Origin of the sequence: Chryseobacterium aurantiacum (genome assembly GCF_003020585.1) — a bacterium.
Taxonomy (GTDB): Bacteria; Bacteroidota; Bacteroidia; order Flavobacteriales; family Weeksellaceae; genus Chryseobacterium; species Chryseobacterium aurantiacum.
In genome coordinates, this window is sequence record NZ_PXUE01000007.1 from 216,625 (window position 1) to 239,235 (window position 22,611).

General features: G+C 36.3%; 20 protein-coding genes. 12 read left to right on the plus strand and 8 right to left on the minus strand.

Annotation, left to right across the window (positions count from 1 at the left end):
- Positions 1-63: 63 nt before the first annotated feature.
- Together rpmA and rplU are read right to left on the minus strand one after the other, a co-directional pair.
- A complete protein-coding gene (gene rpmA, locus C7D53_RS19590) occupies positions 64-321 on the minus strand; it encodes a 50S ribosomal protein L27 (RefSeq protein ID WP_027372929.1) in 258 nt (85 codons plus the stop codon).
- Between the two features lie 12 nt (positions 322-333).
- Positions 334-909, minus strand: a complete 576-nt coding sequence (rplU, locus tag C7D53_RS19595; protein WP_076357125.1) for a 50S ribosomal protein L21 — start codon at positions 907-909, stop codon at positions 334-336.
- 184 nt (positions 910-1,093) lie between these two features.
- On the opposite strand from rplU, the gene C7D53_RS19600 reads away from it, so the two are divergent.
- The 8 genes from C7D53_RS19600 to C7D53_RS19635 all read left to right on the plus strand — a co-directional run bounded on the left by C7D53_RS19600 (position 1,094) and on the right by C7D53_RS19635 (position 11,072).
- Positions 1,094-1,981, plus strand: a complete 888-nt coding sequence (locus tag C7D53_RS19600) for a neutral zinc metallopeptidase (RefSeq protein ID WP_106918083.1) — start codon at positions 1,094-1,096, stop codon at positions 1,979-1,981.
- Positions 1,982-2,099: 118 nt separating this feature from the next.
- Positions 2,100-3,188, plus strand: a complete 1,089-nt coding sequence (locus tag C7D53_RS19605) for an acyltransferase family protein (RefSeq protein WP_106918108.1) — start codon at positions 2,100-2,102, stop codon at positions 3,186-3,188.
- 75 nt (positions 3,189-3,263) lie between these two features.
- Positions 3,264-3,842, plus strand: a complete 579-nt coding sequence (gene miaE / locus C7D53_RS19610) for a tRNA-(ms[2]io[6]A)-hydroxylase (RefSeq protein WP_106918084.1) — start codon at positions 3,264-3,266, stop codon at positions 3,840-3,842.
- Positions 3,843-3,866: 24 nt separating this feature from the next.
- Positions 3,867-4,484, plus strand: a complete 618-nt coding sequence (locus tag C7D53_RS19615; RefSeq protein WP_106918085.1) for a DUF502 domain-containing protein — start codon at positions 3,867-3,869, stop codon at positions 4,482-4,484.
- Between the two features lie 88 nt (positions 4,485-4,572).
- A complete protein-coding gene (locus C7D53_RS19620; RefSeq protein WP_106918086.1) occupies positions 4,573-5,949 on the plus strand; it encodes a tryptophanase in 1,377 nt (458 codons plus the stop codon).
- A 282-nt stretch (positions 5,950-6,231) separates the two neighbouring features.
- Complete coding sequence (locus tag C7D53_RS19625) at positions 6,232-7,308, plus strand: FAD-dependent monooxygenase (RefSeq protein ID WP_106918087.1); 1,077 nt, start codon at positions 6,232-6,234, stop codon at positions 7,306-7,308.
- 1 nt (position 7,309) lies between these two features.
- Positions 7,310-8,467 carry a pyridoxal phosphate-dependent aminotransferase gene (locus C7D53_RS19630; protein ID WP_106918088.1) on the plus strand — a complete coding sequence of 386 codons (1,158 nt, stop codon included), beginning with the start codon at positions 7,310-7,312 and terminating at the stop codon, positions 8,465-8,467.
- A gap of 163 nt (positions 8,468-8,630) precedes the next feature.
- Positions 8,631-11,072: a TonB-dependent receptor plug domain-containing protein gene (locus C7D53_RS19635; RefSeq protein WP_106918089.1), complete on the plus strand. Its 2,442-nt coding sequence runs from the start codon at positions 8,631-8,633 to the stop codon at positions 11,070-11,072.
- Between the two features lie 70 nt (positions 11,073-11,142).
- Here C7D53_RS19635 and C7D53_RS19640 read toward each other — a convergent pair whose 3' ends face one another.
- Entirely contained in the window at positions 11,143-12,360 is a 1,218-nt protein-coding gene (locus C7D53_RS19640) for a PQQ-dependent sugar dehydrogenase (RefSeq protein ID WP_106918090.1), read from the minus strand.
- Between the two features lie 198 nt (positions 12,361-12,558).
- Between C7D53_RS19640 and uvrB the strand changes: the two genes are divergently transcribed.
- On the plus strand, positions 12,559-14,550 hold the full coding sequence (gene uvrB, locus C7D53_RS19645) for an excinuclease ABC subunit UvrB (protein WP_106918091.1): 1,992 nt from the start codon (positions 12,559-12,561) through the stop codon (positions 14,548-14,550).
- Positions 14,551-14,621: 71 nt separating this feature from the next.
- Here the strand turns inward: uvrB and C7D53_RS19650 are convergent, their stop codons facing one another.
- From C7D53_RS19650 to C7D53_RS19665, 4 genes are all read right to left on the minus strand, one after another.
- Entirely contained in the window at positions 14,622-14,849 is a 228-nt protein-coding gene (locus tag C7D53_RS19650; protein ID WP_106918109.1) for a DUF3820 family protein, read from the minus strand.
- A gap of 19 nt (positions 14,850-14,868) precedes the next feature.
- Entirely contained in the window at positions 14,869-15,948 is a 1,080-nt protein-coding gene (locus C7D53_RS19655) for an AI-2E family transporter (protein WP_394337087.1), read from the minus strand.
- 14 nt (positions 15,949-15,962) lie between these two features.
- On the minus strand, positions 15,963-16,694 hold the full coding sequence (locus C7D53_RS19660; protein WP_106918092.1) for a beta-carotene 15,15'-monooxygenase: 732 nt from the start codon (positions 16,692-16,694) through the stop codon (positions 15,963-15,965).
- 72 nt (positions 16,695-16,766) lie between these two features.
- Complete coding sequence (locus C7D53_RS19665; protein ID WP_228422445.1) at positions 16,767-17,489, minus strand: hypothetical protein; 723 nt, start codon at positions 17,487-17,489, stop codon at positions 16,767-16,769.
- A 47-nt stretch (positions 17,490-17,536) separates the two neighbouring features.
- Between C7D53_RS19665 and C7D53_RS19670 the strand changes: the two genes are divergently transcribed.
- Positions 17,537-18,514 carry an aminodeoxychorismate synthase component I gene (locus C7D53_RS19670; RefSeq protein WP_106918094.1) on the plus strand — a complete coding sequence of 326 codons (978 nt, stop codon included), beginning with the start codon at positions 17,537-17,539 and terminating at the stop codon, positions 18,512-18,514.
- Positions 18,498-19,124, plus strand: a complete 627-nt coding sequence (locus C7D53_RS19675; RefSeq protein ID WP_106918095.1) for an aminotransferase class IV — start codon at positions 18,498-18,500, stop codon at positions 19,122-19,124. The genes C7D53_RS19670 and C7D53_RS19675 overlap by 17 nt, the downstream gene beginning before the upstream one ends.
- Here C7D53_RS19675 and menD read toward each other — a convergent pair.
- A complete protein-coding gene (gene menD / locus C7D53_RS19680) occupies positions 19,121-20,797 on the minus strand; it encodes a 2-succinyl-5-enolpyruvyl-6-hydroxy-3-cyclohexene-1-carboxylic-acid synthase (protein ID WP_106918096.1) in 1,677 nt (558 codons plus the stop codon). The genes C7D53_RS19675 and menD overlap by 4 nt on opposite strands.
- Positions 20,798-20,881: 84 nt before the next feature.
- Between menD and C7D53_RS19685 the strand changes: the two genes are divergently transcribed.
- A complete protein-coding gene (locus C7D53_RS19685; RefSeq protein WP_106918097.1) occupies positions 20,882-21,832 on the plus strand; it encodes an isopenicillin N synthase family dioxygenase in 951 nt (316 codons plus the stop codon).
- The last annotated feature ends 779 nt before the right edge of the window (positions 21,833-22,611 follow it).

The window sequence follows — 22,611 nt, forward strand, 5'->3', positions numbered from 1 at the left end:
GTTGACAACAGAAAAAAGCCTCGGTAAAATACCGAGGCTTTAATTTTTATAAAACGCTTAAAATTATGCGTTTGGTTCTACAGATACGAAAGATCTGTTGTTTGCTTTCTTTCTGAAAACTACTTTACCATCTACTAATGCAAACAAAGTGTGGTCTTTACCGATACCAACGTTATCACCTGGGTGGTGTTGAGTACCTCTTTGTCTAACAATAATATTTCCGGCAATAGCTGCTTGTCCTCCGAAAATCTTCACACCTAATCTTTTAGAGTGAGACTCTCTACCGTTCTTGGAACTACCGACTCCTTTCTTGTGTGCCATTTTATTACTGGATTATTTGTTAAGTGCTTTAAATTGATCGATATTCTTAATGATAGCAGCATCCACTTCTTCATGAGTAAGAATATTCTTTTCTAATTCAACTTTAACTGCTTTACCTAAAGTAATCAAAGTTTCTCTGTTCTCTTTAGACTGAGACAAGTTGTTTTTCTTTAGGTGGTAGTTCAATTCATGATCTTCACCAAAGTTAACAGTTGCGTGGTCAGAAAGAACCTCTGCTTTCACAGTTTCTTTTTTAGCAGCTTTTTTAGCTCCTCCTTCAAAACCTGTAATACCAGTGATTACGATTTGAGTTAAAGATTGTCTGTGACCGTTTTTCACTTTGTAACCTTTTCTTCTTTTCTTTTTGAAAACGATTACTTTATCAGCTTTTACGTGGTCTAGGATCTCTGCTTCCACAGTGATACCGCTTACAGCTGGGGCGCCTACAGTGATTGCTCCGTTTACAGTAAGAAGAACTTTATCGAAAGAAACTTTTCCTCCTTTATCTCCTTTTAAACGGTTTACAAACAACTTCTGGTCTTGCTCAACTTTGTATTGAAGCCCTGCTATTTCTACAATTGCAAACATTGTTTATAAAATTTTTAGTTATTTCGAGGTGCAAATATACAATTAAATTTCTAAATAGCTTACAATCAAAGCAATGTTTTTTTAATAAAAAACAAATTCACTATGTTTTGAATAATTTTTCATAATAATGTACTCATATATAAGAGATAATTTTATAACTTCGTTCCACCAACTAAATTATTATATGAAAAGAAACTTTAATCTCTGCTTACTAGCAGGCGCCATTGCTGGATCATTTCTGACAGCATGTAGTGATGACAAAATGGAAGACACCCCTCTACCACAACAAGAAACACTTAGTGCCAAGGTTGAACAACCTACTGAACTTGAAAAAGTTTGTTACTACGTAGACAACAACTGGAGTTCATCTGCCGTTCTGAAAACTTCACTTCAGAATTCTACAGACACCAACTTCATGAATTCTCAAATGACTAAAATTGCAAGCCTTTGGGGAAGAAGCAATCCTACATTACGATTTGTAGATGATGCAAGTAACTTCAACTCAACCTACAATGCCATTTCCTATTCTACGGGAAAAATATATTATGGTTATGCGATCTATTATGATGCAAAGACCAAAGGCGGAGACATCGTAAATGCAATGATCCTGGCTCATGAATATGGCCACCAGCTACAATATATCTTCGGACTTCCGTCTGTAACGGAAAACACAGCAAGACCCAATGAACTGGAAGCAGATGGGTTTGCAGGATATTATCTAAGAAGACCAAATGGTTATAATAAAACCAACTTCTCTGAGATTGCAGCAGCGTACGAGTTCGCACAAAGCATTGGAGACTACCAAACATCTAGCCCCGGACACCACGGAACCCCTGCACAAAGAAGATCTGCAGTTCGTTTAGGTTTCCTTTTGGGACAGTATGACCTTAATGCTTCAAATTTTGACTATAACTTTTTCTATTACTATCAAGGAGTTCTTAACGGAACTTACAAAGTGGCAAAAAACTCTGTTAATCCAGAAATTGATGCTTACATGAGCCAGTATATAGATGAGTTGAGAAAAATTCAATCAGGTGAAATTTCTGCAGAAGAATTTAAGCACCTTCAATAATCGAAACATTCATTTTTAGCATATTTAAGAAAGGAGGTAGACGAACATGTTCTGCCTCTTTTTATTTGATTTGAAAAATAACAGAAGTTTATTTACTTTTGAGCCATATCCTATAATAATGAACAGAGATCTCTACATTGACTTCGCAAAAGGATTGGCTACCCTATCCATCATCTTTATCCATACCGCTTTTTGGTCCGGGCAATTTTATATTCCCACAGAAGTAAGGGTATTTTCCCTTATTTTTGATGTAGCCCTCTTCTATGCATTAAGCGGAATCACATCAGGTTCCAACATTGAAAAAACATTTTACAGATTATTGAAACTGCAAATCACGTATATGATCTTTGTAACGTTTCTTTTCTCTTTAGATTATTTCTTTAAGGTCTTTGGTCTCACTTTCTTTTCCCTGGAATGGTTACAGAGTTTTTATTCAACCTTTGGGTCAAAATATTCTGCCACAGAAATATCCACAATCCCTCAATGGCAAAACCTTGGCAACTGGTATCTCCACCAGTATACCAATGCAGATACATTTCCGGTGGTCATGGGAAGCTTTTGGTACCTGAAAGTTTATTTTATTCTAACCGTTTTTGGTGTATTAATCTTAAGGTTTTTTTCAAAGCATATTAATTGGTTCATTGGCCTTTGCCTTGCTCTAACCTTATTATTCAATATATTCCCTGAATATTATCCGGCAGGACAGGTGGGGTATGTAGCATTTTATCTTGCCTTATTTTTGATTGGAAACAGAATTCGCGGACATAGAATTCCCACTAAAGCAATCCCTGTTTTATACGCTCTTGTTGCCATAGCTTTAACGTGGATGTTCTGGTACTATGGAAATGAAATTTTTTATAAGATCAACAAAAATAAATTTCCTCCTAAAATCCCTTATATTATCTGGGCACAATTCTCATTGGTCACCTTATTCGTTCTATACAACAGATTAAAAATCACTAAGGAAAACTTCATCACCTACATCGGAAAAAATGCTATTTTCTTCTATTTTGCACAGGGAATAAGTTCTTCATTGGTTTATTTTCTGGTAGTTCCATTAAAGGAAAATATGCCTTGGTGGCTTTTGATGGGGCTTATTTATATTATTAATATCATTCTGGCGTTCATCATTTCTACAGGGTTGAAAAAAGTGGACACTCTAGGTTGGAATATTTTGGAATCCCTAAGAAGAAAGACCGCTTCTTAACATTTTACTTGTCAAATTGAAATAAAGTCCTACTTTTTAATTCTATTTATCTTAAATTTACAAAAATTTTACAACATGTTTAAGTTGAAACTTCCCACTGATCCAAGGTGGGCAAACATTGCAGAAGGAAACATCGAAGAAATTTTAACGGACCACGCATGGTGCGAGCAAAAAGCAGCAACCAATGCAATAGGTCTGATCACAATGCTTCCAGAATATCCGGAGATCGTCACAGAGCTACTTGCCATTGCACAGGAAGAGCTGGATCACTTCAATCAGGTTCATGAGATCATTAAGAAAAGAGGCTACACTTTCGGAAGAGCCAGAAAGGATGATTATGTGAATGAGCTGGCAAGGTTTATCATTCAGGGAAGCAGAGAGGATTTAATTGTAGATAAAATGCTATTTGCCGCCATGATTGAAGCCAGAAGCTGTGAAAGATTTAAGGTTCTGACTGAAAACATTAAGGATGAAGAACTTAAGACCTTCTATAAAGAACTCATGATCTCCGAAGCCAATCATTATACTACTTTTATAGGATTTGCAAGACAGCTTGGAGATCCGGAAAAAGTAAATGAGCGCTGGGATGCATGGCTTGAGTATGAAGCCAATATCATTAAGTCCTATGGCAATAAAGAAACGATACACGGTTAAAATATAAATAGTAAAAAATAAACGTTGAAGAAACCAAGCTTTGAAAGTATTACCAATTTTTTTCTGAAAAACTTTTTTCAGGGATTGGTTATTATTGGGCCCATTGGACTGACCATTTTTGTAATCTGGTATATTGTCAGCGCTATTGACAATCTTGTCCCTTCGCTTGCCAAGCAGGTTCCTGGTCTTGTTTTCGTTTCAACTATATTATTTACTGCTATTTTAGGATTTTTGGGTAATAAATTTGTGGTGGGGAGATTCTTCTTTGATACCATGGATAGCTTATTGGAAAAGACCCCCGGAGTAAAACACATTTATACTCCCACTAAAGACGTCATGTCTTCATTTGTGGGTGACAAGAAAAAATTCAACGATCCTGTATGGGTAAAAACAAACGAAAATCCGGAGATCTGGAGAATAGGTTTTTTAACCCAAAAAGAAATGTCGGACGTTGACAAGCATAATTACGTTGCGGTATATCTTCCCCACTCGTACGCAATATCGGGCTGGGTAATTGTTACTGAAGAAAAAAACATCAAACCTGTAGTGGGAATGACAGCAGCTTCTGCAATGAAGTTTGCAGTGAGTGGCGGTGTAGCCGGATTCCATTCTGATGAAAACATATTTAAGGCCCCGGAGTAAGCTCCTGTACCTTATCTATACTTTGATGAATTTGAAAATTATTTTCAAACCCATTTTCTTTACATACAATTTAAAACATACTTAACTCATGAAATTACCGTACGCAGAACCATTCCGCATTAAAATGGTGGAAGAAATCTATCAATCTACCAGAGAAGAAAGAGAACAATGGCTTAAAGAAGCCAATTATAATCTCTTCAATTTAAAATCTTCACATGTATATATCGATCTTTTAACAGATTCAGGAACCGGAGCAATGTCTGACAGACAATGGGGAGCCTTGATGACCGGAGATGAAAGCTATGCCGGATCACGTTCTTTTGAACAACTACAGAATACTGTTGAAAGGATTACCGGTTTCAAATATCTATTACCAACCCATCAGGGAAGAGCTGCTGAAAATGTTCTTTTCTCTGTATTGGTAAAAGAAGGAAATGTAGTTCCGGGTAACTCTCACTTTGATACTACAAAGGGACATATTGAATTCAGAAAAGCACATGCCATTGACTGTACAATAGACGAAGCTTTTGATATTAATGATCTACATCCATTCAAGGGAAATATCAACCTTGAAAAGTTGGAAGAAATCTATAAAAGTCACCCTAAAGAAAACATCCCTTTCTGCCTGATTACCATTACCTGTAATTCTTCAGGAGGCCAGCCGGTTTCTTTGGAGAACATGAAAGCTGTAAAAAAACTTTCTGATCAATATGGAATTCCTGTATTCTTCGACTCGGCAAGGTTTGCAGAAAACGCCTATTTTATTAAAAAAAGAGAACAAGGTCAGGAGAATAGAAGCATCAAGGAAATTTGCAAGGAAATCTTCTCCTATGGTGATGGTATGACGATGAGTTCTAAAAAGGACGGATTGGTAAACATCGGTGGATTTATTGCTCTAAACAATGAGGAAGTTTTCAGAAAGGCATCCAATTTCACAATCATTTATGAAGGATTTATTACCTATGGCGGAATGGCAGGAAGAGATATGGCTGCACTGGCTGTAGGTCTTGATGAGGCAACCGAATTCGCTTATCTTGAAAGCAGAATCTCTCAGGTTGAATATCTTGGTAATAAACTGATAGAATATGGAATTCCTGTTCAAAAACCAATAGGAGGACATGCTGTTTTCATTGATTCATTAAATTTCCTTCCAAATGTTTCCCGTGAGGAATACCCTGCACAAACCTTGGGCCTTGAAATTTATAAGGAAGCCGGAATAAGAACTGTTGAAATCGGAACATTATTGGCTGACAGAGATCCGGAAACAAGACAAAACCGTTATCCGAAACTGGAACTTGTGCGCCTTGCAATTCCTAGAAGAACATATACCAATAACCACATGGACTATATTGCAGCAGCTATAAAGAACGTATACGAAAGACGTGAAGAAATAGCTAAAGGATATAAAATTACCTGGGAACCAGAAATCTTAAGACACTTTACTGTTCAGCTTGAAAAAGCATAATCATAAAAATAAAACCGGAATTTTTTTCCGGTTTTTTTATATTAAAGCTTCATGATTAACAGATTCTCATGACCTCATCTTCTGAATAGTCATCATCTTCAAAATATTGCTTTAAATTATTTTTCAGCTTCTTATGCTTTCCATCCAACATTTCCACAATCCGCAATCAAAATAATTTATTTTTTCAAAATAGTGAATGTTTTTACTTTAATTTTGTGCTGATCTAAATGCAGATTAAAAAATAATTTAAACACTAACCTGAAAAAAACTATTATTCTGAAAATGAACAAAGTTGCTGTCGTGGGCGCTGGTATTTCCGGCTTAAGCATGGCGAATTATCTAGAAAAAAATAAGATAGACTACCACATTTACGAAAGAAGAAAAAAAGAGGATCTCGCAGGTCATGGTTTTCTTATTCCACAAGAGGGAATTGAATATCTCACCCAGATTATTGACCCCGCTCTTCTTTTTGAACATGGAAGCTTTCTAAAAAAATATGTTCAATATTCCCATACCGGAAAGAAACTTGCAGAGAAAAACCTCAACAATGTTTTTGCTATTTCAAGACATTCATTAATCCATCTTTTATCCCAAAACATCTCTCCGGAAAAAATAACATATGAAAAAACAATAATCCCCTGCGATTTGCAAAAGGGAAGACTGAAACACCCTGACGGAAGCTATCTTGAAGCTGACATAGCCATTATTTCTGATGGTTCCAGAAGCCGCATCAGAAGAAGTCTTTTTGCAGATGAAAAGATGAGGACAGTAAGAGAAAATGAGGTGGTCAACATTATTCAAGACCAGGAAATAGCAAACAGTATTGAGAATGACTTCATGAAATTTCATTATGACCAGGGAGGGCTTACCTTTGGAATCCTAAAGCTTTCTCATGACACCATTCTCTGGTATTCTCAATTCGATAATGAAAAATACAAGGTTAACGAATGCTCTTCTGATAACCTAAAAAAGTATATGCTTGAAGTTTTTGAAGAATGGCATCCATTAGTTTCATCCATTATACGAAAATCAAGTTACGAAAACGTACATTTATGGTGTGTATATGAATTGGAAGAACTCAATCCTTTCTATACAGAAAATATAGTATTCATTGGTGATGCAGCACACCCTCTTATACCATTTACAAGCCAGGGTGTAACCTCAGCACTAAAGGATTCTCATATTTTAACTAAATATTTAGTTGAAGAAGGTACGGTACTCAAAGCTTTCAAAAAATATGAAGCAGAAAGAAAGCCGGAAATCGAAATCCATATCAGGAATGGCAGAGCTTTACTGAACCAGTTTTTGCTCCCAATAGACCAATATACAGACCATATTTTACCCATATCTTATAAATAAAATGTTCAGCAATAACGATATCAACTTTGAAGCATTAAAAAGAAAAGCCTACAATGGAAGATGGGCTACACTTGAAGACGGAATTATTCCCCTCACTGCCGCTGATCCGGATTTCAGGACCGCTCCGGAAATAGAACAGGGAATCATCGAATATATTAAAGACGGTTATTTAAGCTACGGTCCGTTTTCGGGGCTTCCGGAATTTAAAAAAAGTGTTGCAGACCATTTTAATCTGGAAAAACAAGGAACCTTTTCTCCTGAAAATGTTCTTGCCGTGAATAGCGCAGCGCAGGGAATGTTTTTGATAGCATCCTATGTTTTACAGCCAGGAGATGAAGCCATTATTCTTGACCCTGTTGATTTCTTGTTCAAAAAATCTGTGGAAATAGCAGGTGGTGTAGTGAAACTATGCCCTGTTGATACCACATCCGGAGAAATTGATTTTGAAAAACTGGTTTCCTTACTTACTCCGAAAACGAAACTTATCAGTATATGTAATCCCCATAATCCTCTTGGTAAGGTTTATTCAAAAGAAACATTGAAAAAGGTCTCTGAAATTGCATCTACTTATGATGTATGGGTTATGAGTGATGAGATATGGAGTGATATTATTTATGATAACAAAGATTTTCATACCTATTCATCTGTTTCTGATGAAGCAAAGAGAAAGAGTTTTACCGTATATGGATTTTCAAAATCATTTGGAATTGCAGGATTGAGGATTGGTGCCGTTCTGTGTAATGATCAGGAAATTCTTGAAGATTTTATAGAAAAATCAAATTTCAATTCTACCATAGAAGGGGTCTCTACCTTATCACAAATTGCAGGAAGTGTAGCTCTGGAAAAAGCTAAGCCGTGGTATAAAGAGTTTTTGAATCATCTGCAGCATAACCGTGACCTTGCCTTTAAAATACTGAGCCGCTCAGAAATAGTAACGCCTAATCTTCCTGAGGCCACCTTTGTATTATTCCCAAAGATTGAAAACGGAATGTCCAGTGATCAATTTGCCCAACATGTTTTACAAAAAGGGAAAGTTGCTATTGTTCCCGGATCAGAAAGATGGTTCGGAAAAGGAGCCGAAGGACATATCAGAATCTGCTTCTCTACTTCTCAGGAAATTTTAGAAGAAGGCCTTAACCGAATGATTGCCAGTTTTTAAAATTGATAATTTTCATTAAAAACACATAAATCAATTATTATTTTTCTTTCGCTCATTAAAAATGACACTGAATTAGGATATCCATAACAATTAATTAATTTTAATAATGATTTAAAAATAAATATTGATAATTTTGATTTAACTACCACACAAAATTATTAATATGAAGGTAAAATACATAAGCATCATTTTTCTTAGCGCTTCTACCCTATCCTATGCCCAGCAGGTAAAGGACACCCTGGTAAAGGAATCAAAAATAGATGAAGTCGCCATTACAGGAAGCCGAAACAAAAAAAGAACGGTCATCAATACTCCCGTGCCCATAGATGTTATTGACATCAAGCAGGTAAGCCAGTCAACAGGACAGGTTGAGGTCAACCAACTTTTGCAGTTTGCAGCCCCATCTTTCAATTCTAATAAACAGTCGGGATCAGACGGCGCCGATGCTGTAGATCCGGCTACATTAAGAGGATTGGGCCCGGATCAAACCCTTCTTTTGCTCAACGGAAAAAGATACCACCAATCTTCATTAATCAATCTCTTTGGAACCAAGGGAAGAGGAAATACGGGATATGATATGAACACCATCCCGATTGGGGCCATTAAAAGGGTGGAAGTTCTGCGTGATGGCGCCTCTGCTCAATATGGATCTGATGCCATAGCAGGGGTAATCAATGTTATTCTTAATGATCGAAATAAAGGCTTTGAGGGAAATGCTTTTTCTGGAGTTAATCTTTTTAAAAGTCCTGGAAACAATGACATTGTATCTGATCATGAGGTAGATGGAATGACCTTTAATTTCAATGGAAATCTGGGAACAAAAATAGGATCAAAGGGAGGATTTGGAAACTTCACGGCAGAGTTTATCAATAAAGACTATGCGATAAGAAATGCTAATCCTGACATTTACAACCAACCAACATTAGGACCCAGACAACGTTTTGGAGATGCAAAAGCTCAAAATGTTTATTTTTTCGGAAATATTGAGGTGCCATTGTCTGATGGACTTACCTTCTATTCCCGTCAAGGATTCTCCCATAGAAATACCAAGGCCTATGCATGGACCAGAACAGCTGATGCCGATGGAAATATCCCTGAAATCTACCCCACAGGTTTCAATCCGATTGAAGATACCAGCATTACAGACTTCACCTTTGATAACGGCTTGAAATTTAAAGTTGCCAATTGGGATGTTGATTTTTACAATGCATTTGGTAATAACAGATTTACCTATGACATCACCCATACCCTCAACGCAACCATGGGACCCAAATCTCCTACCAGTTTCTACGCTGGCGGACATTCATTATTACAAAATACAACAGGCTTTAATGCGGTCAGACAATTTAAAGTATTGGAGGGACTTAATATAGCCTTTGGTTCGGAATTCAGGTATGAAAAATTTGAAATTATCAAAGGAGAAGAAGCTTCTTACACGATGTATGACATCAATGGAAATCCGGTAACACCTTCTACACCAGAAAGTTTATTAGTTAAAAATCCTTTAAGTGGGGAGGTAAGACCAGGCGGCTCACAGGGGTTCCCGGGTTATTCTACAGATATTGGTAAGAGCAGAAATAATTTTGCAGCCTATGTAGATACGGAACTGGATATTACAAAAAAATGGATGATCAGTATCGCCGGAAGATTTGAGAATTACAATGACTTTGGAAGTACCCTAAATGGCAAGTTTGCCACGCGATATGCCATTACTCCACAGTTGGCTTTCCGTGGATCTGTTTCTACCGGCTTTAGGGCACCTTCTCTTGCTCAGAAATATTATGCTCAGCAATTTACCAATTTCCAGGGTGGTCAACTGGTAACCATTCAATTGGCATCTAATGACAGTGATCTGGCAAAAAGGGTGGGAATTGATCAGCTAAAACAAGAAACATCTGTGAACGGAAGTGCCGGATTTACTTTTAATACCGGAAAGTTTACAGCAACAATAGATGGTTATTATATCAGTGTAAAGAACAGGATTGTTCTTACAGGAAATTTTTCAAGGGATGAACTTCCTCCTAGTGTTCAAGCAGATTATCCATACATTGATCAGGCACAGTTCTTCTCCAATGCCATTGACACCCGAACAAAGGGAATTGATGTTATCCTAAGCTATAATGAGACTTTAGGTTCTGGAAAACTGACCGCCACTTTAGCAGGAAATTATAATAATATGGAGATCACGAAAGTGAATACCTCAGAACAATTGGCCGGAAAAGAAAATATTTATTTAAGCCAGAGAGAAAGAGGATTTATACTTGCATCTGCTCCTAAAACAAAGATCAATCTAAATCTCAATTACAAGATCAGCAGATTCAATGCTAATTTGCAACTTGTGAGGTTTGATAAGGTTACTCTGATTGGATATGATGATGCAGAGCAAATCTACAATCCAAAAGTGACCACCGATGTCTCTTTTGGATATGAGTTTTCAAAGAATCTTAACTTAACACTGGGAAGCAAAAATGTATTTAACAGATACCCAACATTACAGACAACACAAGTAACTACAGGAAATACAGAATCAGGTGGTATTTTCGATCCTGTACAAATGGGCTTTGCTGGAAGACAGGTTTTTGCCAGACTTAATTTTAAATTTTAAACAAACTGAAAGAACGTTTTGTTCCTAAACTTAAAAAAAAACTCCTGAAGCTATTTCAGGAGTTTTTGTTTTATTTTTTTGATACTTTATACAATTTTCCGCTGTCTGTTACTGCGTATAAATTACCATCAATACCATTCAGTACATCCCTAAAACGTTCATTTTGATCTGTCAGAAGACGTTCCTCACCTACCACTTTACTCTCTTTCATTACAATTCTGTTAATATGCTCACCGCTTAAGCAACCAATGAAAAGGTTTCCTTTCCATTCATCAATATTTCCGGTGTAGAAAGTAACACCACTAGGAGAAATTACAGGATCCCAGTAATAAACCGGTTGCTCTGTTCCTTTTCTCTGGGTAATACCTTGCCCTACTTTATCTCCGGAATATTCAATCCCGTAGGTTACATCACCCCAGCCATAGTTTTTTCCGGGTTCAATAAGATTGATTTCATCTCCACCTCTCGGTCCCATTTCTACATCCCAAAGATTTCCGTTGGGATCTATCGCCAATCCCTGTGGATTTCGGACTCCATAAGCATAAATCTCAGGTTTATATCCTTGCTTTCCGATAAATGGATTACCCGGCGCGGGCATTCCATCCTTTGTAATCTTTATTATTTTCCCTAAATAATTATCCGTTTTTTGGGCATACACTCTGGTTTCTTTATCAGATCTTTCCCCCGTGCTTACAAACAGATTTCCATCTTTATCAAAAACCAGTCGGCTGCCATAATGCTTGTCTCCATCATAGGAAGGTTCTGCGCGGAAAATCACCTTAACCTCCGAAATAGTTTTAAGATCTACAGAAAGCTTTCCTTTAGCCACAGAAGTTAAATTTCCCTTGCCAAATGGTTCTGAAAAACTGAAATAAATTATATTATTGGTTTTAAAATCAGGATCAAGGGCTACATCCAGCATTCCTCCCTGACCTTTGGAATCTACCTTTGGAAACCCATCAATTTTAGAAACCTTCTTTCCGTCCTTTGAAACAACATTCATGGAACCTCTTTTATCCGTAATAAGAAAACTGCCATCCGGTAAATTGATAATTCCCCAAGGTTTGCCCAATTCTTTATTTAAAACCTCTACTTGATAAACTGTAGTTGTTTTCACTGCCTTAATTCTTGTCTGCCCCTTGAATGCGGGTTCGTATTCAGAATTAGGTCTTTCTGTTTCAACGCTTCCATCATTTCCAACTTGTTGTGCGTTTGCCTGGTTCTCCTTACAAGAAGATAAAATCAAAAAAACACTCATTACAGGAATATAAAATTGACTGATTTTCATAACATTATGATTAGGTGATCTAAAGTGAATGGAAAAATAGTGCCATAAATTAGTGTAACTAAATTTCTATTCCTCATTTAAAAAACAAATTACAATAGGCTGAAATAAAAGAGATTACATGATCTGATTCTGAAAAGAAACAAAGTTGATGTGGCCTAATTATTTCTTTCGTATTTTTGTTGTATACATTCTTTTCTTATGGATTTTAAGCTTCAATCAGAATATAAACCTACAGGGGATCAACCTCTTGCCATCGAAAAACTTACTGAGGGAATAGAGATTGGTGAAAAGTACCAGACTCTTCTTGGGGTAACGGGATCCGGAAAAACCTTTACCGTAGCGAATGTTGTTCAAAATGTGCAACGTCCCACCTTGGTTTTAGCTCATAATAAAACTTTGGCGGCACAGCTTTTCATGGAGTTTAAAGAATTCTTTCCGGAAAATGCTGTAGAATATTTTGTCAGCTACTATGATTACTATCAGCCGGAAGCCTATATCGCAACAACCGGAACCTATATTGAAAAAGATCTAAGCATCAACGAAGAAGTTGAAAAACTGCGTCTTTCTGCAACAGCCAGTCTTCTTTCAGGAAGAAGAGATGTTTTGATTGTAGCCTCCGTTTCATGTATTTATGGTATTGGAAATCCAACAGAATTTCATAAATCTTTAATTTCCATTGCTATTGGAGACAAAGTAACAAGAACTGCATTGCTTCACTCCTTGGTTAATGCTTTATATGCAAGAACATTAAATGAATTCCAAAGAGGAACATTTCGTGTGAAGGGAGATGTAATTGATGTTTTTCCTGCTTATGCTGATAATGCTATCAGAGTTCAGTTCTTTGGAGACGAGATTGAAAAGATCCAAAGCTTTGACCCTGTAACGGGAAATGTAGATTCTAGTTTTGATCAGATACAGATTTACCCTGCGAATCTTTTCGTAACATCAAAGGATACATTAAATGGTGCCATTAAACATATTCAGGATGATATGCTAAAGCAGGTTGATTTCTTTAGCTCTATCGGAAAACCATTGGAAGCCAAAAGACTTCAGGAAAGAACCGAACTGGACCTTGAGATGATCAAAGAGCTGGGATACTGCTCAGGAATTGAGAATTATTCCAGGTATCTTGACGGCCGACTTCCGGGGACAAGACCTTTCTGCCTTATTGATTATTTCCCAAAGGATTTTTTAATGGTGATTGATGAAAGCCACGTAACGGTGCCTCAGGTTCATGCCATGTATGGCGGAGACCGAAGCAGAAAGGAATCTTTGGTAGAATATGGCTTCAGACTTCCTGCAGCAATGGATAACAGGCCTTTAAAATTCGAAGAGTTTGAAGGTATACAAAACCAGGTTATTTACGTTTCTGCTACCCCTGCTGATTATGAGCTGGAAAAAACCGGAGGAGCCTATATTGAGCAGATCATTCGCCCTACAGGATTATTGGACCCTATTATTGAGGTAAGACCTTCTTTGAACCAGATTGATGATTTAATGGAAGAGATTCAAAAAAGATCTGATGCTGACGAAAGGGTTTTGGTAACTACTTTAACCAAGAAAATGGCTGAAGAACTTACCAAATATTTTGTAAAGTTCGGAATCAGAACAAGATATATTCACTCTGACGTAGAAACTCTGGAACGTATTCAGATTATGCAGGATCTACGTTTAGGGCTTTTTGATGTATTAATTGGGGTAAATTTATTAAGAGAAGGACTAGACCTACCGGAAGTTTCACTAGTAGCCATTTTGGATGCAGATAAGGAGGGAATGTTGAGAAGCCGAAGATCCATGATTCAGACTGTAGGACGTGCGGCAAGAAATATTAACGGAAAGGCCATCATGTATGCTGATAAGATTACCAAATCTATGCAGGCAACACTGGACGAAACGGAATACAGACGTGCCAAACAGATGCAATATAATGAGGATCATAACCAGAAGCCACAAGCCTTAAACAAAAAAATCTCTGAGAATCTTGTCGGAAGAAGCAAAGATTTTCCGGATGAAAAATACACTCAAAAGGAAATTATGCAAAAAGTAGCAGAAACCAAAGCTACCTATGCCGGTGAGGATATTGAAAAAATGATTGGACAGAAACAAAAAGAAATGGAAGCAGCAGCTAAAAATCTTGACTTTATAAAAGCCGCTAAGCTAAGGGATGAAATTGCAGCCCTGAAAGCATAAGAGATTCTATAAAATATTTTGGGCGGCTTCTTCGAAGCCGCCCAAAATATATCTTAAAAATTATCTGTTTTTTACAATCCATTTCTTACTGATGCCCTGATTGGAGCCAGAAGATCCATTAAGCCATTTAATTTGATTTCGTAAACCGTAGCCAGCTGCATTCCCAGTTTTCCTTTAGGCATTCCTGTTCGGTGAAACCATTCAAGGTAGCTAATCGGAAGATCCACCAGGACCGTTCCTTCATATTTACCAAATGGCATTTTAAAAACACAAATTTCTTTTAATATTTCCGGATTTATTCCTTCCACGTTTATCTAATTAAATTAATTTATTCTCTATATTTTCTTCATTGGGCAATTCCAGATCAGGATGGGTGTTTTTGTCCGAAAATTCATTTCTGTATACCTGTATCAAAAGAAGGGTAAGCGAAATCAAAATAGGTCCAAAAATAAGTCCCATAAAGCCAAACAGATTCATTCCCATAATAATTCCGAACACCGTATTGAGAGGATGAATATTCTCCAGTTTCTTTAGCAGAGTAAAACGAAGCAGATTATCTGTAAGCCCTACTACCACCACACAGTAAATAGCCAAACCAATTCCTTGTACAGTATTTCCCTCTGCAATCATAAAGATACACACCGGAACATAAATAATGGCCGTACCCACTACAGGAATCACCGATGCCGCCGCTGTTAAAGCAAAAAGCAAAATAGCCCCCGGAGCACCAAAAATAAGATATCCTATAAGCGCTACAATCCCTTGCCCCACTGCAACAACTGGAATACCAATAGCATTGGCCATAATCAGTTTTCGCATCTTATCGCCGATTAATGAAATATTGGATCTCTTTAAGGGTGCAGAAGTCGTGAGGATTCTTTCAAATAACCTTGGCTTATCCAGCATAAAGTAAAGAATAAAATACATAGACATCACCACGGTAAGCGTATTGAAAGTCCCGCTAAGTGCTGAAGTTGAAAATTTTCCCACAGAATTTTTCAGCTTGTTCATATTTTCCTGACTCAGAATATCAAACCCAGTTTTTGAATAAATATAGGAATGTATCTTGTCCAAAAACACATTAAACTTAGCCATATAAGCCTGTGCATTTCCTAATTTATCGATGATAAGATCCGCAATAAAATAAATCGGTAAAATCAAAACAATAAGACTGGCAAACATTAAAGTAAACGCTGCAAGAGATGATTTCCACTTTTTTTCTTCCTGAAGATAAAAATTATATTTTCGGCAGACTACATAAATGGTAATAGCCCCTAAAACCGATGGAATAAACAAGGCCAGATTAAAGCAGATTAATCCTGCCAATATTAAAATAATGGCCAGCAGGGCAACTTGCTTTATGGCAACACTGCTTATCTGATTCTCTTTATTCATCATGTATGGTTTTTATTTTATTGTTTATTAAACATTATTTGTCTTGGCTTTCCAAGATACGCGCAATACAGGGAGTACATAACAATCATAATAAACGGAGCTGTTAAAATAAGTCCAATGAAACAAAGGAAAATCCCCGCCATAGAGATTAAGAATCCTAAAAGTCCGGTTAACAAGAATGTACCATAGTTTTCTTTGGCAATATTAAAAGACTTCGATAAAGCATCTATAGCCGAAGCATTTTCAAATAAAAGAATAGGATATCCTAATAACAGTAAAGGATATACAAAAATAATAGGCAGCACACACAATGCCACAGCAACAGAAGAAATAACCCAGGTAAGTAAGCTGTATATAAGAATATTCACAAAATTCTGACGGTATCCGATAAAAAGGTCAGAAAACTCAATAGGATTCTTAGTATTGTATTTATTTACCATGTAGATCAAACCAACATACAAAGGAGACAATAAAAGCCCGAAAATACCAGAAGCCCCCATATACAATGGAAGTCCCGGAGTACTCCAGTAATTAAATCGCCCTCCGGATTCTCTGATCTCCTCCACCATTGAAGCAGAATCAATTCCGAAGATAAGTTGGATTAAATACCCACCCAGCATATAAACGATCATAGCAACCACACCGTAAACGAAAACTCCTTTATACATTTCGAAGGCGTGAGAAATAATGGACCCTGTTTCCCTACTTGGTACAGAGCCCTGCTGATCAAATTCGTTAAATTCAGACATAGTTTAAATATTTTATGATTTTATCAAATTTAACTTTTTTTGATAAAAAAACACATTAAACATTGTTGAAATTTACTTTTTCTCAGAAAAAACGGTTTTGTATAATGAATAAATCATAGCATTCCAGAAAGGAAAAGTAAATAATCCACCTACCAAAAACAAAGTGAATCCCAAGTACTTAAATAGAACAGCAACCAATACACACACCATTATTTCTATAAAGTAAATCTTGAGTGCCTTAAAATTTAATGAAATAGCTTCAAAGATTCTCTTATCAGTAAAAAACATCAATGGAGCAACAAATACAGTCATTGCAACCCAAACAAAGGCCAATAATACAGTAGGAACCGTAAGTCTGTAGATCATAAACCAGAAAAGATAATAACCCAGATATTTAAAGAAATTAAGTCCGTTATATCCTACAAACAGATCTCCCAGTACGATTTTTTCCTGAAGGTCAAGTTTTCTGAAGATTTGAAACAGTCCAAGATTTAATGGATATAAAAACGCTGTAGTACCCCAGATTGCCAGTGTAAACATTTGATAGTTTTCTGTAGCACTTAATTGGGATATCTTTTCCATATAGGCTTTCGTCCCTTCGTTAAGAGCTTCTGTTAACACTTGATTTTGTTCCCATATTTCATATTTGATTCCGAAGAAATACAGGGAAGTAAGAAATATTCCAAAAAAGATGATTGAAAACATCAACTGGAAAACTAATGTTTTATTCCAATAATAAAAAGCCTGCTTCAATATAAAATCTATTCCCGGTTTCTGAGGATATTTGCTCTGCATCATAAAAATTTTATGCAAAAGTAAACATCAATAATTATTTTTGCTGAATGTTTTCAGTGAATCATCAAAAATTTATAGAAATGGACGAACTTTCTCTTAGGAAGGTTCCCTATTTTTTCGTTATCGATTTCCTTTCACAGAATGTAGAAATCTATCAAGAAAATGAAATTCAAAAATCAGGTTTAATCATTGATTTTCAAAGCTTTTCAACCGTTAAAAAAGCACCTGAATTAAATAAAAAAATAACATGGAAATCCTTTCCTGAGACGTTAGAAAATTTTAAAACAGGCTTTGATAAAGTTCAAAAAAATATTCGCCTGGGAAATTCATATCTTGTAAATTATACCCGGAAAACTGAAATTGAGACCAATTTGGACCTTAAAGAAATTTTTTATCACTCCGAGGCCAAGTATAAGGTTTTTTATAAAGATTTTTTTGTATTTTTTTCTCCTGAAACTTTTGTCAAGATTATCGATAACAAAATTTTAACCTATCCCATGAAGGGCACCATTGATGCCTCAGTGGAAAATGCAGCCGAGATTTTGAAGAATGACAAAAAGGAAAAAGCAGAGCATTATACCGTTGTAGACCTCCTTCGTAATGATTTGAGCATGGTGGCAGATGATGTAAATGTTGAGCAATTTCAGCAAATTGACTTCATCAAAACGAGACAAAAGGATCTCTATGCGATGAGTTCTGAAATTTCAGGGACTATAAAACCTGAATTTGACGGAAAAATAGGAAGTATTATGCAAAAGCTTCTTCCTGCCGGTTCTATTTTGGGTGCTCCCAAGCCCAAAACACTAGAAATAATTCTGGATGCAGAAGGATATGACAGAGGATACTATACGGGAGTTTGTGGCTGGTTTGACGGTAAAAACGTAGACAGCTGTGTAATGATACGCTTTATAGAAAAAGAGGGTGATAAACTCTATTTCAAAAGCGGAGGCGGTATAACGCACATGAGTAAATTAGAAGACGAATATCAGGAAATGAAAAATAAAATCTATGTCCCAATTCATTGAAAGCATTAAAGTAGAAGATCAGGAAATTTTTCTATTAGAACTCCATCAAAAACGTGTCAATCAAACATTTTCCAATTTTGGAAAAGAGGATTCTATTGACTTGTCCAAAATCTACAAAAATCTACAACACGATGAAGACGGACTTTTTAAGTTAAGAGTTTCTTATGATCTGGATAAAAGGATAAGAACTCAAATGATTCCCTATGCTATCCCCGAAATACATGACTTTCAGCTGGTAGAAAACAACAGCTTCGATTATTCTTTCAAGTTTGAAGATCGTAAGGAACTGGATAAAATGAAAATGAAGTCTAAGGCTGAGGAAATTATCATTGTAAAAAATAACCATATCACCGATACTTCATTTTCCAATCTTTTATTTTTAAAAGGCAAGGAATGGTTTACTCCCACTACTTATCTGCTAAATGGGGTGCAAAGGCAGCACCTTTTAAAACAGAAAAAAATAAAAGAGGCTGAAATTACCTTACAAAACATAAAGCAATTCAGCCACTTTCAACTCATCAATGCCTTAAATGATTTTGATGATATGTTTATCTATCCTATCGACAGAATTATTAATCTGCCCGGGAATGAAGAATACCTTGATCTTTAGTTTTCTTTCATGAAATTAAAGTAGGCTTTCTGCACATCCGCACTATTTTTCCCATACGTATTTACTTCCAGAATTTTTGGCAGTGAATCCGGCTTGAAAAAATTCTCCAATACTCTGTCTAACGTGATATCGTCTTCTACCCTGATGTAGGAAAACCCGAAGTGTTTTGCCAAATGTTCAGCATTTTTACGGTGCTTAGTAGCGATAAATTCATCCAATGTATTAGGGTTTGCATTTCCAGGTCCAGGAATGATTTTAAAGATATTACCTTCTCCATTATTGAAGATGATAATCCTTACAAATGGGGGAATATACTGGTTCCAAAGCCCATTGATATCATAAAAGAAACTTAGGTCACCGGTAATCAGTAAAGTAGGGTTTGCATTTTTGATTGCAAAGCCCATTGCTGTAGAGGTAGAGCCGTCAATTCCGCTGGTACCACGGTTACAGTACATTTTTCTTTTACCAAAATCAAATAACTGCGCATATCTGATCGCAGAAGAATTCGCAAAGTGGATATTATAGTTTTCAGGAACCGTTTGTGATGCTTTATTAAAAAAATAAAAATCTGAAAACTCAACTGTATTTAAAAACTGCTGATGTTTAGCATCCTTTTTATCCCTTAGCACATCCCAAAGGTTAAAGTAAGGTCTTGGCTCCAGATTAATGAATTTCAATAATTTTGAGAAGAAAACTTCAGGTTTTACCTCTACTTTCTCCGTTAATGAAAAATAGGTATCAGGCTGCCAAACTTCATCCAAATGCCAATGTTGTTTTGGCCTGGCACTTCTAAGAAACTGCTTCACTTTTTTGGAAACCACATTCTGTCCCACGGTAATTAATAGATCCGGAGCATACGTTTTATAATCTTCTTCTGTAAAATTGAAAATATAACGGTCTATATGTCTGAAAAACTTTTCATGGTAAAGGTTAGAATTAGCCTCACTTAGCACAACCACTGAATGGTTTTTCACCAATTGTGTCAATTGATTTTCCAGTTCCGGACTGTAATCTCTGGTTCCCACCAATATCATAATTCTCTGAGAGGTATGCCATTCTGCAATCAAATTGGACGGAACTTCATAATCTTTATGCCTGATTGTTTTCTCAACGGTTGGGAAAGGAGGAAGCTCTGAAACCAATTCATACAAAGGTTCTTCCAATGGTATATTAATATGTACCGGGCCCTGCTTTTCAAAGCAAAGCTCAATAGCCTTTTTAATCGTATCAAAATTAATATCTTCAGCATTCTCCTTACTGTCTTCCAAAAGCTGGAAATCACCATAAGAATGCTGATGAAAAACATCCTTCTGCCTGATCGTCTGACCATCAAAAATATCAACAAAATCTGTAGGCCTGTCAGCGGTCAGTACTAAAAGTGGAATATTCTGGTAAAATGCTTCTGTAACGGCAGGATAGTAATTAACAACTGCTGATCCGCTTGTACAAGTAATTGCTACCGGTTTTTTTTCACTTTTTGCCATTCCCATTGCAACGAAAGCAGCACTTCTTTCATCCACAATGCTGTAACAGTTAAAACTATCCACTTCTGAAAAGTGAATCGCCAAAGGAGCATTCCTTGATCCCGGTGAAATTACAATGTCTGCAATTCCATACTGCTGAAGAAGATGTGCAAGTATTTGGATACTTCTCTTGGAAGAATATTTTTTCATACAGCAAATTTAACTTATAAATAATGATTTTAAAATCATTTAAATTAAAAAAAATGTAATTTTGCTATTCGTAAATTTCTAAAAATGGATAAAATACCTAGTGTAGACCTGCGTGATTTCCTTTCGGGCAACCCGGAACGCAAACAGAAATTTGTAAATGAAATCGGAAAAGCTTATGAAGAAATTGGTTTTGTAGCCTTAAAGGGCCACTTTCTTGATGACAACCTTGTAGATGATTTGTATGGAGAGGTGAAAAACTTTTTTGAACAACCAGTGGAAACGAAAAAGAAGTATGAGATTCCAGGTATTGGTGGACAAAGAGGTTATGTAGGATTCGGTAAAGAAACTGCAAAAGGTTTCAAAAAAGGAGACCTAAAAGAATTTTGGCACTTTGGACAATATGTGTCTGATGATTCAAAATACAAAGCTGAGTACCCAGACAATGTAATCGTTGACGAACTTCCGAAGTTCAACGAGGTAGGTAAAGAAGCTTTCCAAATGCTTGAAAAAACAGGACAGTATGTTCTGAGAGCATTAGCTTTACACCTTGGGCTAGATGAGTTCTATTTTGACGATAAAATCGCTGAAGGAAACTCAATTCTAAGACCTATTCACTATCCTCCAATCACAGAAGAACCGGATGATGCGGTAAGAGCAGCTGCTCATGGAGATATCAACCTTATCACCCTTTTAATGGGAGCACAAGGTAAAGGTCTTCAGGTTCAGAACCACAACGGTGAATGGATTGATGCAATTGCAGAACCGGATGAATTGATGATTAACGTTGGAGATATGCTTTCAAGACATACCAACAACAAATTGAAATCTACAATTCACAGAGTGGTAAACCCGCCAAGAGAGATGTGGACCACTTCAAGATATTCAATTCCTTTCTTTATGCACCCAATCAGTGCAATGTCTTTAAATGCTCTTGAAAACTGTGTAGACGAAAACAATCCTAAATTGTACGAAGACACAACAGCAGGAGAATTCTTACATGAAAGACTTATTGAGCTGGGATTAATTAAGAAATAATAAATTAATCTATAGTAGTCAATAATTGATCATTTACTGATAACAGTATGATTAATTATTGGCTATTTTTTTTCAATATTCTATCCGGAAATTCTTTGATTAAGATATAAAGGAATACTTTTTCTATCTTAAATCAATTTTTTCTTTTATTAATTTCAAAAAAAATATTCGGTTTAATTAAAAATATTTTGATTAATTTTATTTTATCATCAAATTTTTAATTAAATCAATATGAAAAATCTTAAAAAATTAAGAAACGATCAACTAAAAGGAATTAGTGGAGCTGGAATTCAACTTCCTGAGCCAGAATTTTGTCTGTATTATTGCAATGGTACAGTAATTTGTGCAACTTGTAGTAATGATTTCAAATGTCCTGAAACGAACAGTGAAATGTAAAATAGGGCTAACCACTACCTAAGAAATAACCACTCTTTTCCGAGTGGTTTTTTTTATATAAATCAATTAATAATAGCTTATAAAGAATAGCCTCTTTTTAGGCATCTTAAATGATCTTAACTTTAAATCACATGACTTGGATTGTCCAGCGAAGTATAAGGCTTTAAAAACAACCTATATTCATGGCTATTTACATTTCATAAAGAAGAAAAGAAGCATCATCAGGAGCCTAATCCCGCTATCCACTCATACTCCTCGCGCCAGGGCTTCCAACAGCCTCGTCCTTGTGGGCCTTTTCCCTGCTGCGGGGTAACCGCTGCTATCGGGGCTAGTGACAGGCAGTGAATATAATGATAATGATGGGCCTTGGATGTTGCCTTCCC